At 69.0% G+C, this 14284-nt stretch carries 14 protein-coding genes; 4 read left to right on the forward strand and 10 right to left on the reverse strand.

Annotation, left to right across the window (positions count from 1 at the left end):
* Nucleotides 1-89: 89 nt before the first annotated feature.
* The 4 genes from B7K24_RS11375 (at nucleotide 90) to B7K24_RS11390 (ending at nucleotide 3891) form a co-directional block, all read left to right on the forward strand.
* The gene (locus B7K24_RS11375; RefSeq protein WP_084130465.1) at nucleotides 90-887 is read left to right on the forward strand and encodes a peptidylprolyl isomerase; all 798 of its coding nucleotides are present in this window, start codon (nucleotides 90-92) and stop codon (nucleotides 885-887) included.
* Nucleotides 884-2242, forward strand: coding sequence for a DUF349 domain-containing protein (locus B7K24_RS11380; protein ID WP_084130466.1), 1359 nt, complete (start codon nucleotides 884-886; stop codon nucleotides 2240-2242). Before B7K24_RS11375 ends, B7K24_RS11380 begins: the two co-directional genes overlap by 4 nt.
* Nucleotides 2243-2399: 157 nt before the next feature.
* A complete protein-coding gene (locus B7K24_RS11385) occupies nucleotides 2400-3047 on the forward strand; it encodes a sulfotransferase family 2 domain-containing protein (RefSeq protein WP_084130467.1) in 648 nt (215 codons plus the stop codon).
* Between the two features lie 202 nt (nucleotides 3048-3249).
* Complete coding sequence (locus B7K24_RS11390; RefSeq protein WP_144268277.1) at nucleotides 3250-3891, forward strand: hypothetical protein; 642 nt, start codon at nucleotides 3250-3252, stop codon at nucleotides 3889-3891.
* Here B7K24_RS11390 and B7K24_RS11395 read toward each other — a convergent pair.
* From B7K24_RS11395 to B7K24_RS11440, 10 genes are all read right to left on the reverse strand, one after another.
* A complete protein-coding gene (locus tag B7K24_RS11395) occupies nucleotides 3866-6115 on the reverse strand; it encodes a bifunctional (p)ppGpp synthetase/guanosine-3',5'-bis(diphosphate) 3'-pyrophosphohydrolase (RefSeq protein WP_084130469.1) in 2250 nt (749 codons plus the stop codon). The two genes, B7K24_RS11390 and B7K24_RS11395, sit on opposite strands and share 26 nt — an antisense overlap.
* A gap of 168 nt (nucleotides 6116-6283) precedes the next feature.
* Nucleotides 6284-7357, reverse strand: coding sequence for a protein translocase subunit SecF (secF, locus tag B7K24_RS11400; protein ID WP_084130470.1), 1074 nt, complete (start codon nucleotides 7355-7357; stop codon nucleotides 6284-6286).
* A 2-nt stretch (nucleotides 7358-7359) separates the two neighbouring features.
* A complete protein-coding gene (secD, locus tag B7K24_RS11405) occupies nucleotides 7360-9447 on the reverse strand; it encodes a protein translocase subunit SecD (protein ID WP_144268278.1) in 2088 nt (695 codons plus the stop codon).
* Nucleotides 9448-9564: 117 nt separating this feature from the next.
* A complete protein-coding gene (gene ruvB / locus B7K24_RS11410) occupies nucleotides 9565-10617 on the reverse strand; it encodes a Holliday junction branch migration DNA helicase RuvB (protein ID WP_084130471.1) in 1053 nt (350 codons plus the stop codon).
* Nucleotides 10610-11221 (reverse strand): Holliday junction branch migration protein RuvA, encoded by a 612-nt coding sequence (ruvA, locus tag B7K24_RS11415; protein ID WP_084130472.1) that lies wholly within the window; start codon nucleotides 11219-11221, stop codon nucleotides 10610-10612. The genes ruvB and ruvA overlap by 8 nt, the downstream gene beginning before the upstream one ends.
* Before the next feature lie 95 nt (nucleotides 11222-11316).
* Nucleotides 11317-11871 carry a crossover junction endodeoxyribonuclease RuvC gene (gene ruvC / locus B7K24_RS11420; protein WP_084130473.1) on the reverse strand — a complete coding sequence of 185 codons (555 nt, stop codon included), beginning with the start codon at nucleotides 11869-11871 and terminating at the stop codon, nucleotides 11317-11319.
* 19 nt (nucleotides 11872-11890) lie between these two features.
* On the reverse strand, nucleotides 11891-12643 hold the full coding sequence (locus tag B7K24_RS11425) for a YebC/PmpR family DNA-binding transcriptional regulator (RefSeq protein ID WP_084130474.1): 753 nt from the start codon (nucleotides 12641-12643) through the stop codon (nucleotides 11891-11893).
* Between the two features lie 77 nt (nucleotides 12644-12720).
* Complete coding sequence (locus B7K24_RS11430; protein ID WP_084130475.1) at nucleotides 12721-13110, reverse strand: hypothetical protein; 390 nt, start codon at nucleotides 13108-13110, stop codon at nucleotides 12721-12723.
* Nucleotides 13103-13738, reverse strand: coding sequence for a hypothetical protein (locus tag B7K24_RS11435; protein ID WP_084130476.1), 636 nt, complete (start codon nucleotides 13736-13738; stop codon nucleotides 13103-13105). Before B7K24_RS11435 ends, B7K24_RS11430 begins: the two co-directional genes overlap by 8 nt.
* Nucleotides 13739-13775: 37 nt before the next feature.
* A complete protein-coding gene (locus B7K24_RS11440; RefSeq protein WP_234986690.1) occupies nucleotides 13776-14276 on the reverse strand; it encodes a tetratricopeptide repeat protein in 501 nt (166 codons plus the stop codon).
* Between the last annotated feature and the right edge of the window lie 8 nt (nucleotides 14277-14284).

Genomic DNA, 14284 nt, shown 5'->3' on the forward strand with positions numbered 1-14284 from the left:
TGGCTCGCGAGCGGGCGCTCGCGTCACGTGTGCGCACGCGCGCGAGCCCTAGACTGGCGCGCACGTCCATCGTCGATCGTTGAGGATCCATGACCACCAAGAAGCAGGCGCGCGCCCACGCCCAGCGCGAGCAGCGTAAATATGAAGCTCGTCAGGCCGCGAAGCGCGCCAAGCGCGAACACCGCATCCGCATCGTCGCTGCCATCACGGCCATCGCTCTCGTCGTGGGCGCAGGGTCGACCCTCATCGTGATGGCACTCCAGGACGACGACCCGAGTACACCGGAAGCGAGCACGAGTACGCCGTCGGCCACTGCATCGGCCGAGAGCGAGCCCGAGCTGGCGACCGGTTGGGCCACCTCGCCCGCTCCCCCGGACCCCAGCCTCGCGGAGGACCGCGAGTGGGACGTCACGATCGCTACCAACCTCGGGGACATCGCGGTGACGCTTGACGGCGTGGACGCGCCGCAGGCCACCGCGAGCTTCGTGGCGCTCGCCGAGGACGGCTACTTCGACCGCACCGAGTGCCACCGCCTGGTCACCGAAGGTATTTATGTGCTGCAGTGCGGCGACCCCTCCGCGACCGGCACGGGTGGCCCGAACTACTCGTACGGTCCCATCGAGAACGCGCCCGACGACGTGTACCCCGCCGGCACCCTCGCGATGGCGCGCCGTGGCGGCGACGCCGAGTCGATGGGCAGCCAGTTCTTCATTGTCTACGAGGACTCCACCATCCCGTCTGACGCGGCCGGCGGCTACACGGTGTTCGGGCAGGTCACTGAGGGTTTGAGTATTGTTGAGGGCGTTGCCAATGCCGGAACCATTACAGGCGAGCCCGACGGACAGCCGGCACAGTCCGTCATCGTGAACGAGGTGTCAGTATCGTGACCGCCCCCAAGCCCACCCCCAAGCCCGGCCCGCGCCCCGGAGCCCCCAGTCCCGCCGTCCTTGCCAAGCAGGCCACGCACCCCGTCAAGGTGCCTGTGGTCGCCGAGGTCTCGGACGAACAGATCGAAGCCGCGAAGAAGTTCGGCTCTGTCGACGGTGACGCCGTCGTCGTGACGATCGGCGAGGAGAAGGTGACCGTCGGCGAGGCCGCTGGTGACGACCCGCTCACCCCGTTCGCGAAGGCGTACTATGAGCTGGCCGCCTCGGTGGAGCGCTTCCACGCGCGCCTGTCGTCGGCCGAGCTGAGCCCCAAGGACATCGACGACTCGCTCGGCTCCATCGCCCCTCAGCTGGAAACCCCGGCCGTGGTCGGCGACATCGCCGCCCTGCGGGAGCGTTTCGAGATGGTCCAGAAGGAGGCGCTCGAGGCCCGCGAGAAGATCCAGGCCGAACGCGAGGCCGCCCGTGTCGAGGCTCTCGCCGCCCGCGAGCAGATCGTGGCGGCCGCCGAGGCCATCGCCGCCAAGCCCGAGGCGCAGGTCCACTGGAAGAACGACACTGCGGAACTGCGCTCGCTCCTCGACACCTGGAAGGAGGCGCAGCGCTCTAACGCCCGCATCCCCAAGGACGCCGAGCGCGAGCTGTGGAAGCGCTTCACGACGGCGCGTTCCGGGTTCGAGAAGGCGCGCAAGCACCACTTCGCCCAGCTCGACAAGGACAACGCCGACGTCGCGGGCCGCAAGGAGGAACTGGTCGCCCAGGCCGAGCGCCTCGCCCAGTCCACCGACTGGGACCGCACCGCCCGCGCTTTCAAGGACCTCATGGGCGAATGGAAGCGAGCCGGTCGTGGCCGCCGTAGCGTGGATGACGCGCTGTGGAAGCGTTTCCAGACAGCGCAGGACTCGTTCTTCGATGCCCGCCGTGCCGAGTCCGAGGCCGAGGATGAGGCCCTTGCAGGCAACGTGGAGGGCAAGGAAGCCGCGGTCGTCGAGGCCGAGGCACTGCTGCCCATTAAGGACCTCGAGAACACCAAGCGTCAGTTGCGCGCCATCCAGGACCGCTTCGAGGACGCCGGCCGCGTGCCGCGCGCCGACGTCGCGCGCCTGAACAAGCGCATGGGCGCCGTCGAGAAGGCAGTCCGGGACGCCGAGGATGCGCAGTGGAATTCGCGCAACCCCGAGATCGAGCGCCGTGCCACCGGTGCGGCCGCCCAGCTCGAGGCCGCTATCGCGGACCTCGAGAAGGACCTCGAGGCCGCCAAGGAGTCTGGCGACAAGCGCAAGATCAAGGAGGCCGAAGAGGCACTGAGCGCACGCCGCGCCTGGCTCGAGCAGATTCAGGGCGTCGTGTCCTGACCTGACAGCTTCCCGGAACCCCGGTCGCACCTCACGGTGTGGCCGGGGTTTCTGTTTTCTGGGGCCGATGCCGTCAGGTCACCGTCCGTTCACCCTTTCGCAAGGTGTCATCGCTACGGTGGCCCGATTCATCGAACCTGCGACCAGAAGGCTACCGATGCCCATTTTTCGGCGCGACGGCGTATCCATCCTCTTCGTCCACATCCCTAAGACCGGCGGAAGCTCCGTCGATGATGCGTTCAGGGACGCGGGATGGTCGGTCGCGTTGCATGACGGTGGCGGCGGTCGCGACTCACTCAACAGGCTCCGGCGATGCTCACCCCAGCACCAGCACGCGGCAATCCTCGAGTCCACGTTGCATGTGGATCGCTTCGACGCAATCTTCACGTATGTGCGAGAGCCCACACGCCGCGTGGTCTCGGAGTACGTCTGGCGGGCACGCAAGGCCGCCCAGCCCGACGTGTCTGGCACCGCTGTCGAGGCGTGGGTACGCGATAGCTTCGCCAAAGTCGCGACCAATCCCTACTGGTTCGACAACCACCTGCGACGGCAGCACGAGTTCCTCGTGCCCGGCACGCACACCTTCCGCTTCGAAGACGGCATCGAGACCGGCCTCGCCCGCCTCGCTGCCGCGACGGGACTCGACATTCCCTTGTCGGCGCCGCACCGTCTCAAGGGCAGCGCCATGACCGGCATCGACGCCACGGACGTCGTGCTCACCGATGCCGCTCGGGACATGGTCATCGACTTCTATCGGTCCGACTACGAGAGGTTGGGTTACCCGATCCCGGTACCGGTCGGCTGAGCGTTCTCGCGCGCGGGCGCTGGTGTGCGCACGGGCGCTGGTGTGCGCACGGGCGCTGGTGTGCGCACGGGCGCTGGTGTGCGCACGGGCGCTGGTGTGCGCACGGGCGCTGGTGCGCGCGCGGGCGAGGCTGACAACCGAGGTTTTCCACAGATCGGCCGTTCCCCCGGCGCTCAGCGTGTTGCCGGGCGAGACTGCGGGTATGTGGTTGATCTGGGAAGCTCAAGTGGGCACCGTGGCATATCGCCGGATGCTGCGGGACGACATCATCGTGCCCATGCTGCCCGGCGTGGCGCGAGCACCCGATATCGAGGATTGCCGGGGCATCCGCGCGGCGGCGTTGGCGACGCACTCCCGGCCTGGGCTTGTCGCCAGTGGTCTCGCGGCCCTGTGGGTCCACCTCGGGGGCACACCGCCAGAGACTCTCGACCTGGTGGCCGATGAGCACCGCCACCTGAGGTCGTGGACACCTTCCATGCCCAGCCGCATCCACGCGACGACATACGACTACGGCGACGCCGTCGCCCGGCCGGCCGATGCCCTCGTGGACGCCTTGCGATGGGCCGACCTCGGCATCGCCCTCCCCCGCGCTTTTCAACTCGTTGCCGCGGGCGCGGTGGACGCGGGGCTCGCGGTGCGCGCGCTCGACAGGATCTCGTCGCACGACCGCTCGTGGAAGCGAGCGTGGTCCGCATGGGGCGCACTTCGCGACGCACAGGGTTTGCCGATCCGCGTGGCGGCGCGGTGCGGCGACGAGCGCCGCAGCGGCAACGAGGCGCGCGATGCCGACAGCCCGCACCGCGGCGATACGGGCGCCGCTACTCGACTCGTCGAGATCCCGTGATGCGGCGCGCGTCATACACGCCGTCGATGCGGCGGATCGCGGAGAGCACCGCACCCAAGTGCGACGGATCCGCCATCTCAAACGTGAACGTGTTGAGCGCCACCCGGTCGCGGTTGGTGGAGACGTTGGCGCCCAGGATGTTCACGTGGTAGTCCGACAGCGCCTTGACGACATCGGACAAGAGTCGGTTGCGATCGAGCGCCTCGACCTCAATTTGCACCAGGAACGCGGCATCGGACTGGCCCGTCCACTGCACGTCGATAAAACGCTCGGCCTGCGAGTCGAGCGACGCGAGGTTCGCGCAATCCGCGCGGTGCACCGAGACACCATTGCCACGCGTCACGAAGCCGCGGATCGGGTCGCCGGGCACCGGGGTGCAGCACTTCGCGAGCTTCACGACCACATCAGACAACCCGTGCACGGACACGCCCACGTCGCCGCGACGCGCACGCTGATGTGCCGCCGTGCCAGGGCGGGTGATCTCGGTGACGTCCTCGTCGGCCCCCTCGGCGCCGCCCACGGCCTCCACCATGCGGGTGACGACGTCCGACGCCTGCTCCTTGTGCTCGCCAATGGCGGCGTAGAGCCCGTCGACATCCTCGTAGTGCATCTCCTTGGCGAGCGCCAGGAGCGTGGACTTCGACATGAGCCGCTGCATCGGCAGGTGCTGGCGCCTGATGGCCCGCGCGAGCATGTCGCGGCCGGTCTCGATGGACTCTTCGCGACGCTCACGCGTGAACCACTGCCGGATCTTGTTGCGTGCACGGGTGGACTGCACGAAGTCGAGCCAGTCGCGCTTGGGATGCGCGTTCTGGTCCGACGTCGTCAGCACCTCGACGGTGTCGCCGTTCTCGAGCGTCGAGTCGAGCGGCACCAGACGCCCATTGACCTTCGCGCCGATGGTCTTGTGGCCCACCTCGGTGTGCACCGCATAGGCAAAGTCGACGGGCGTCGCGCCTTGAGGCAGCGCCAGCAGGCGACCGCGCGGGGTGAACACGTAGACCTCGGCGCGGGAAATCTCACCTCGCAGCGAGTCGAGGAAGTCGGTGGGGTCCGCGGTCTCCTGCTGCCAGTCCGCGATCTGGCGCAGCCACCCCATGTCGTCCGAGCGACCGCCCTGACCCTTGACGGTCTCCTTGTAGCGCCAGTGCGACGCGAGGCCGTACTCGGCGCGACGGTGCATCTCGTGCGTGCGGATCTGCAGCTCCACCGGCTTGCCCGACGGCCCGATGACCGTCGTATGCAGCGACTGGTAGAGGTTGAACTTGGGCATCGCGATGTAGTCCTTGAAGCGACCAGGCACCGGCTGATACCGCGCATGCATGGCGCCCAGGACGGCGTAGCAGTCGCGCACCGTCGAGACCAGGATGCGGATCCCGACCAGGTCGTAGATGTCGGCAAGGTCGCGCCCTCGCACAATCATCTTCTGATACACCGAGTAGTAATGCTTGGGGCGCCCGGTGATCTCACCCTTGATCTTCATCTGGCGCAGCTCGGCCTCGATCTCGCCGCGAATCTCCGCCAGGTACTTCTCTCGCTCCGGCGCGCGCTCGGCCACCACGTCCACGATCTCGCCGTAGATCTTCGGATAGAGCGTCTTGAACGACAGGTCCTCGAGCTCCCACTTGATCGCGTTGAGCCCCATACGGTGCGCGAGCGGCGCGTAGATCTCGAGCGTCTCCTGCGCCTTGCGCCGGGCCGACTCGACGGGCACGTGCTTCCACGTGCGCGCGTTGTGCAGCCGGTCGGCGAGCTTCAGCAGCAGCACGCGGATGTCCTTGGCCATCGCCACGACCATCTTGCGCACGGTCTCGGCCTGCGCCGCGTCGCCGAACTTCACCTTGTCGAGCTTGGTGACACCGTCGACGAACTCAGCGACCTCGTCGCCAAACTCCTCGCGCAGGGTGTCGAGCGGATACGAGGTGTCCTCGACCACATCGTGCAGCAGCGCCGCACAGATCACGGACTCCGGCAGACCCATCTCCGCGATGATCTGCGCCACCGCAATGGGGTGAATGATGTACGGCTCGCCACTCTTGCGGGTCTGACCCTCGTGCGCCTTGGCCGCCACCTGATAGGCGCGTTCGATCTGGCTGGTCTTGCCCTTGGGATACATCCGTCGGTACGTGTCGAGGATGCCGTCGATGGCCGAGGGCTCACGGGGCGCGCGACGCAGGAACGCGAGCGGTCCGAGCGCGGACGAGGTGGGCCTGGTATCCGTCATGACGCCTCCTCCCGTGAGCCTGGGTGAGGCTCCAGTCTAGGGGTCAGGACAACGTCCCTCGTACTCTCGTCGTTCCCGCCGAGGGCTGCGCTACCCGGGCCCGTCCACAACACACGAGGGCCGACGCCGTGGTCACCCACGGCATCGGCCCTCACCCGAAACGGGTCGCTACTTCTTCTTGCGCTTGGGCTGGGCGGACTGGCCCAGGTGCTCACCGGGGGTGAGTGCCCCCACGCGCACGGTTCCGTCCTCGCGGACGACGTCGGTGGAGCCGCCGGCTCGCAGGGCCAGCACCTTGGCGGTGTGCTCCTTGATACGCGGCTCGTTGTCGCGCAGCGCCACCTCGAGCGGCGTCGCGACGAAGATCGACGAGTAGGTGCCGACCGCCATACCGACGAACAGCGCGAGCGAAATGTCCATCAGCGTGCCCGCACCCAGCACGAACGAACCGATGAACAGGATCGCCGAGACCGGCAGGAGCGCGACGATCGACGTGTTGATCGAGCGCACGAGCGTCTGGTTCACCGCGAGGTTCGCGAGCTCGTCGTAGGTGTAACGCGTTTGCTCGGTCAGGTGCGCGGTGTTCTCCTTGACCTTGTCGAACACCACCACCGTGTCGTAAAGCGAGTAGCCCAGGATGGTCAGGAAGCCGATCACGGCCGCGGGCGTGACCTCGAAGCCGACCAGCGCGTAGATGCCGACCGTGAACAGCAGGTCGTGGATCAGGGCGATGATCGCGGCGGCAGCCATGCGCCAGGCGCGGAAGTAGATGGCGATGACGCCGAAGACGAGCAGCAGGAAGATCACGAGCGCCTGCACGGCCTGCGTGCCGACCGACGCGCCCCACGTGGGACCGATCTGGTCGAAGCTGATGGTGTCCTGCTCGACGTTGTACGCGTCCGCCAACGCCGTGGTGAGCGCCTGCTGGTCCTCATCGGACAGATCGCCCAGCTGCACGCGGATGTCGTTGTCACCCAGGATGCTGACGCGCGGCTCCTGCGTGGGGTCGATCTCGGCAACAACCTCCTCGGCCGGTGCCGCGGAGACCTCTTCCACGTCCGGCACGATGTACTGCGTGCCGCCGGTGAAGTCGAGTCCGAGCGTGAGGCCCTTGATCAACAGCAGCGCGATCGACAGCGCAATCAAGACACCCGAGACGATGAACCAGCGCTTGCGCTGACCCACGATCGGGTAGGTCTTCTCTCCCGAGTGGAGCTTGTTTCCCCAGGTAGCGAGGCTCATGATCAGCCCTCCGACTTCTTGGTGTCGTCGCCTGCGGCGATGTCGGGTTCGTCGGGCGCGTCCGCAGAGGACTCGGTGGCGTCCGTGGAAACGTCGGGCGCCTCGGCAGCGTCGGTGGTAGCCGCAGGGGCCGATGCCGCCGCAGCCGCCTTCCGCTGCGCCGCCTTGCGCTCGGCGAGGGTGAGGCCCTCACCGGCGTCGCCGTCAGACTCGGCCGAGGCGATGGTCGCGGCCTTGGGTGCAGCCGACGCCGACCGGACGCGTCCGCGCCCCTTGTACATCGAGTCGCGGCCCAGCTGGCGCGGGTCGAGGCCCGACCACTTGTGGCCCTCGCCGAAGAACTTCGTCTTGGCCAGCAGCACCATCACTGGGTGGGTGAAGAGCATCACGATCAACACGTCGATCACGGTCGTGAGACCCAGGGTGAACGCGAAGCCGCGCACGCCGCCGACGGCGAGCATGTACAGCGTGATGGCCGCGAGCAGCGAAATCGCGTCGGACGCCAGAATCGTGCGGCGGGCACGGGCCCACGCGTGATCGACGGCGCTCGTGAGGGACCTGCCCTCACGTAGCTCGTCGCGGATGCGCTCGAAGTACACGATGAAGGAGTCCGCGGTAATACCGATCGCCACAATCAGACCGGCGACGCCCGCGAGCGAGAGCCGGTAATCGAGCCCCCACGACAGCAGGGTGATCACGCCGTAGGTGGTGATGCCGGCGAGCACCAGCGATCCCATCGTCACGACAGCGAGCGCGCGGTACTGGAACACCGAGTAGATGACCACGAGCAGCAGGCCGATGGCGCCGGCGATGAGGCCCTTCTCGAGCTGCTCAGCACCGAGCGTGGCGGAGATCTGCTGGTTGGACTGGACCTCGAGGCTCAGCGGCAGCGCGCCGAACTTCAGCTGGTTCGCGAGGCTTTCTGCCTGGTCCTGCGTGAAGTTACCCGTGATGGACGCCTGGCCACCCGAGATGCGCGCGGACACGGACGGCGCCGAGATGACGGCACCGTCGAGCACCATCGCGAACTGGTTGCGCGGGCTCTCGAGCTGCGCGATGCGTTGCGTGATCTCGTCGAACTTCTGCGCGCCCTCGTCGGTGAACTGCAAGCGAACCTCGTAGGAGCCGGTGTAGGAACCGGCCTGGTTCTGCTGCGGGCCCGACGTGGCGGTCTCGAGGTCGTCACCCGTGAGCTCGACGGGACCCATGGCGTACTTGAGGAAGTCCGCCGAGCCACACGCGGTGTAGCCGGCCTGGGGGTCGCCCATGGAGCGCCCTGAGTAGTTCTCGATGCTGAGGCAGTCGAGCTCGGCGTACTCCTGCTGGAGTTCCGGAGTCAGCCACTCGAAGGACGACGGGTCCGTCTCGCCGTAGACCGGGCCGCTCGCGGTGTCGGTCGCGGTCGCGGTCGCGGAAGGCTCCGCGGACGGCTCGGCGCTGGGCTCGGCGGAGGCCTCGGCGCCGATCAGGGCGTCCGTCGTGACGGCGGACGCGCTCGGCTCGGGCGAGGCCGATGCGTCGGCGGCCTGGGTGGAGACGCTCGCCTCACCGACAACGTGCGCGGTCTCGGACGCGTCGACGTCGGGAACGAGGGTCTCGGCGGAGCTGGGCTCGGCCGATGGGCTGGGCTCCGCGGACGGTTCGGCCGATGCGCTGGGCTCGGGCGTCGCGCTGGTGTCCGTGCCCGCCGTGGCACCGGGGTCGCCCACCTGAAGCACGGGGCGGAACTGGAGCTGCGCCGACTGGGCGACCAGGTCCACCGTGGACTGGTCGGGGTTGCCCGGCAGCGAGACCACGATGTTGTTGCCCTGCGTCGTAATCTCCGCCTCGGCGACGCCGGAGGCGTCGACACGCTGGCGGATGATCTGCACCGCCTGGTCGAGGTCGGACTGATCGATCTCCTGCGTCGCTCCCTCCTCGAGCACGGGGGTCAGGATGATCTGACGTCCACCGGCGAGGTCGAGGGCGAGGCCCGGGGTCCAGTTGGTCGATCCGGTCGCCACGCCGGCAGCGAGGCCACCGAAGATGAGGACGAGGATGACGCCCAGCCAGATCAGCGCCTTGCGTGCGCTCTTGGTCGCTTTTGACACAGGATTCCTTCGGGTCTTGCGTGCGTGATTGCCCCCAGAGGAGCCCAGCCGATTCTAGGGGTATCGGGCAACCGCGTCGACCAGGCCATCCGCGTGCCGCCCATTGAGCGTGCGCGCTCAGTCGAACAGGCGGCCGCCCACGTGGCCGGCGACGGCATCGGCCGGGGCGGTGAGGCCGAGGTGCTCCCAGGCATCGGCCGTCGCCACCCGGCCGCGTGGGCTGCGGCTCATGAGGCCCTCGCGCACCAAGAACGGTTCGGCGACCGTCTCGACGGTCTCGGGCTCCTCGCCCACGGACACCGCGAGCGTCGACAGGCCCACGGGACCACCGCCAAAACGGGTGCACAGGGCGCGCAGTACGGCGCGGTCGAGGCGGTCGAGTCCGCGCTCGTCGACCTCGTAGACCGTGAGTGCCTCGCGTGCATTGGCGAGCGTGCCGCGGCCGTTGCCGTGCACCTCGGAGAAGTCCCGCACGCGGCGCAGGAGCCGGTTCGCGATGCGAGGCGTGCCACGCGAGCGACCGGAAATCTCATGCGCGGCGGAGACGTCGATGGGGAAATCGAGCAGCCGCGCGGAGCGGCCGAGAATGCGCTGGAGCTCAGCGGGCTCGTAGAACTCGAGGTGGCCCGTGAAGCCGAAGCGGTCCCTCAGCGGTGCAGGCAACAGACCCGCGCGCGTGGTCGCGCCCACCACGGTGAAGCGCGGCAGGCTCAGCGGGATCGACGTGGCGCCGGCGCCCTTACCCACCACCACGTCGACACGGAAGTCCTCCATGGCGAGGTAGAGCATCTCCTCGGCGGGGCGCGCGAGGCGGTGAATCTCGTCGAGGAACAGCACGTCGCCCTCCTCGAGGGACGACAGAATCGCCGCGAGGTCGCCGGCATGCTGAATGGCGGGGCCCGAGGTGAGGCGCAGGTTGGCGCCCATCTCTGTCGCGATGATCATGGCCAACGTGGTTTTGCCCAGGCCGGGAGGGCCGGACAGCAGCACGTGGTCAGCGGTGGTGCCGCGTGCGGACGCGGCGCGTAGCACGAGGCTGAGTTGGTCGCGCAGGGTCTGCTGTCCCACGAACTCGTCGAGGCTGCCCGGGCGCAGCGCGGCCTCTGCGGAGCGTTCGATGGCGTCGGCGTCCGCCGACACCAGGCGCGGGTCGGCGTCCTCGTCAAACACGCGCCGCCCCCATAGTGCGCAGTGCGGCACGGAGGGTCACGGCGACATCGGCCTCGGCCACGGGGCCATCGGTGACGGCGTCGACGGCCTTGGTCGCCGCCGCGGGCTTCCACCCCAGGCCGATGAGCGCCTGCTCGACCTGGTCACGCGCGTCTGCCGTGCCGGCCGGGGCCTTCTGGAGCGTACCGGCGACGTCGAGCTCGGGAAGCGACAGCTTGCCTCCCAGCTCCAGCAGGAGGCGCGCGGCCACCTTTGCGCCGATGCCCGGCACCTGCTCGAGCGCCTTCCTGTCCCCCGCCGCGACGGCGTGCGCGAGGGCGTCGGGCGTGTGCACCGCAAGCATCGCCAAGGCCAGGCGCGGTCCCACGCCCTGGACGGACTGGAGCGCCTCGAAGGTGTCGCGCTCATGTTCCGTGCCGAAGCCGAACAGCGTGAGTGAGTCCTCGCGCACCACCAGGTGGGTGTGCACGCGCACGGTCGCACCGTGGCGCAGCTCCGCCAGGGTGGTCGGCGTCGACAGCACCTTCATGCCGACGCCGCCGGTCTCGATGACGGCGCTCGTCGCACCGACCGACAGCACCTCGCCGTGGAGCGTGGAGATCACGCACCCCTCCTTCGAACGTATGTACGAACACCGTACGGGACGGAGCCGACATCTCGGCACGCGACGCGCCCAGGCCGTCCGCGACAAACTGGGGCTCAGCCGCGCTTACGGGCTGACTTCTCGGCATCGGCCCACAGCCGCTGCGCGGCCGTCGAGGCCGTGTTACCCAGCGGCGCCGCTCCCCCACGCCACGCGTGGGCGATGGCGATCGCCAGGGCGTCGGCGGCATCGGCCGGCTTGGGCACCTCGGTGAGACCCAAGACCTTGGAGACCATGTAGCCCACCTGCGCCTTGCCCGCGCGGCCGTCGCCCGTGACGGCGGCCTTGACCTCGGACGGCGTGTACAGCGCGAGCGGCAGGCCGCGGCGCGCGGCCGTCAGCATCACGACGCCCGAGATCTGCGCCGTGCCCATCACCGTCGACACATTGGACTGCGCGAAGACGCGCTCGAGTGCGATCGCCTCGGGCAGGTGCTCGTCGAGGACCGCGTCGAGCGCGTCGGCCAACCGCGCGATGCGCGCAGGAGTATTGGACGTCGAGGGGCTCGTCGCGGCACTGACGTGGACCAACGCCACCTTGCGCCCCCCGGACGCGTCGATGACGCCCAGGCCGCACCGAGTCAGCCCGGGGTCGACGCCGAGGATGCGCATGGCGCGTGCGAGGCCGGAGTTACTCGGCCGCGGCCTCGAGCACCTCGTCGGAGGCGTCCATGTTGGCGAACACGTTCTGCACGTCGTCGCAGTCCTCGAGGGCGTCGATGAGGCGCAGCATCTTCTTCGCACCGTCGACGTCGAGGTCGACCCTCATCGAGGGCACCCAGGCGGCCTCGGCCGAGTCGTAGTCGATGCCCGCCTCCTGCAGAGCGGTGCGTACGGCGATCACGTCGGTGGCCTCCGAGGTGATCTCGAACACGTCGCCGCCGTCCTCGATCTCCTCGGCGCCCGCCTCAAGCGTCGCCTCCATGAGCGCATCCTCGCTGGTGCCCTCCTTGGAGACAATCACCTGTCCCTTGCGGGAGAACAGGTACGCGACCGAGCCGGGGTCGGCAAGGGTGCCGTTGTTGCGGGTCAGCGCGGTGCGCACCTCCATGGCGGCGCGGTTGCGGTTGTCCGTCAGGCACTCGATGAGCATCGCGACGCCGTTGGGCCCGTACGCCTCGTACATGATGTTCTCGTACTGGGCGCCGCCGGCCTCGAGGCCCGAGCCACGCTTGACGGCGCGGTCGATGTTGTCGTTGGGGACCGAGGACTTCTTGGCCTTCTGGATCGCGTCGAAGAGCGTCGGGTTACCCGCGGGGTCGCCACCACCGGTGCGCGCCGCGACCTCGATGTTCTTGATCAGCTTGGCAAACAGCTTGCCGCGCTTGGCATCGATGACGGCCTTCTTGTGCTTGGTAGTGGCCCACTTGGAGTGACCGGACACGTGTGCTCCCTTGGTGACGGACTGTCAGGACTGCCGACCAGTGTACTCAGGGTGTGCCGCCCGGCGATCAGCGCGTTTCACAGCAGCGCGAGGATGGCCCAGCGACCCAGCACGCCGAGCACTCCGGCCCAGATGAGGCTCGCGAGGGTACCAATGATGAACCGCTCGGCCGCCTCGGAGCGAGCGTCCGCCGCGGTGTCGCGCAGTTCCGGATAGCGGCCCAGGCCCTTGATGGCGATGACGACGGCGACGACCTCGGGCATGCCGATGAGGATGCCGCCGGTGACCATGACGCGCTCGAGCACGCCGACCCACATACCGCCGCGCAGCAGACCCGGCGTGGCTGCGGCGGGTTCGATGCGCCGAAGCAGCCACGACACGAGCGGCGCTCCCAGCGCCGTGGCGAGCGCCAGGGTGGCGAGCGCGATGGCCGGGATGGCGATCGCGATCAGCAGGTCCTCATTCATGGATGTCCTTCCTCGGGGCATCGTCGCCCGCCGCCCGAGCCACCAGCATCGCGGCCACCGGACGGGCCGCCCGCTCTTCCTCGATCATCGCAGCCGAAGCACGCTGGCTCACCGCCTGCGGAGAAATGCCGAGCCCCTGCGCTACGTCGCGCTGGGTCGCGGAATCGGCGAGGGCATCGGCCACCTGCCAGCCCGCCTCCGTGCGCCGTTGGAGGACCGCGCCGATGAGCTGCAGCACGGCGGTCGCCGCGCCGGCCGCACCCTCGTCGGCTCCGACGACGACCACCGGGACAGGCTCGCGGCGGCCCCGCGCCCGCTCTACGGCATCCCGGGCGGCCACGAAGGCGGCACCCGAACTCGCACGCGCGGTGGCCGAGAGGGGCAGGTTCACCCCTCCGGCGCCGATGCCCACCGACCAATCCCCCTCGCGCACCAGCCGCAGCGCGAGATCGACGGCGGCATCGGCCTGAGTCAGCACCGCCTGAAACTCGTCGCCCACCGTGCGCTCGATGGGCAGGGCGATCGCATCGCTCCACCGCTTCCGCCAGCCGTCCAGGGAGGACAGCAGGGCGTCAACGCGCTCACCCGTGCGGGTGCTGTCGCGTTGATCGGCGGTCAGAACGAACATGCGTCAAGGTTAGAACCTTGTTTCGCAAGAATCAAGGTTATGGTCTTGATGTTGGCGAACCCTGGAGCGCCGCCGCGTACCTGGCGACCGCCCGCCCGTACGGGGTTGCCTGAGCCGCGGCCGATGCCTCGGACACCTCGACCTGCGAGGCACGCCCGAGGTCATAGAGCGCGAGCACGCGGAACGCCGCGGCCGCCGGAGCCAAGTCCGGCGCGACCGGCGACGACGCGAGCAACGCGACCGCATCGGCCGAGCGGTCCACGTGGCGTAACGAACTGGCGAGCTGGATGATCGCCTCGTCGTGGCGGCGCGGGTCAAGGCCGGCGTCGAGGGCGCGCTCGTAGACTCCGATCGCGACGGCCTCCTCGCCGACAAAGTCGTGGGCGGAGGCCAACTCGAACAGCGCGGCGGCGTCGCCGTCCTCGCGCGCGCCCACGAGCGCCCTCGCGCGGGCGAGCACGGCACCCGGACGTGAGCGGTCGGCGGTGGCCCAGAGGTCGGCCACCTGGCGCTCCCAGCGCTCGGCCTCAGTCGGCACAGTCGTCC

This window comes from Demequina sp. NBRC 110055, assembly GCF_002090135.1.
Classification (GTDB): domain Bacteria; phylum Actinomycetota; class Actinomycetes; order Actinomycetales; family Demequinaceae; genus Demequina.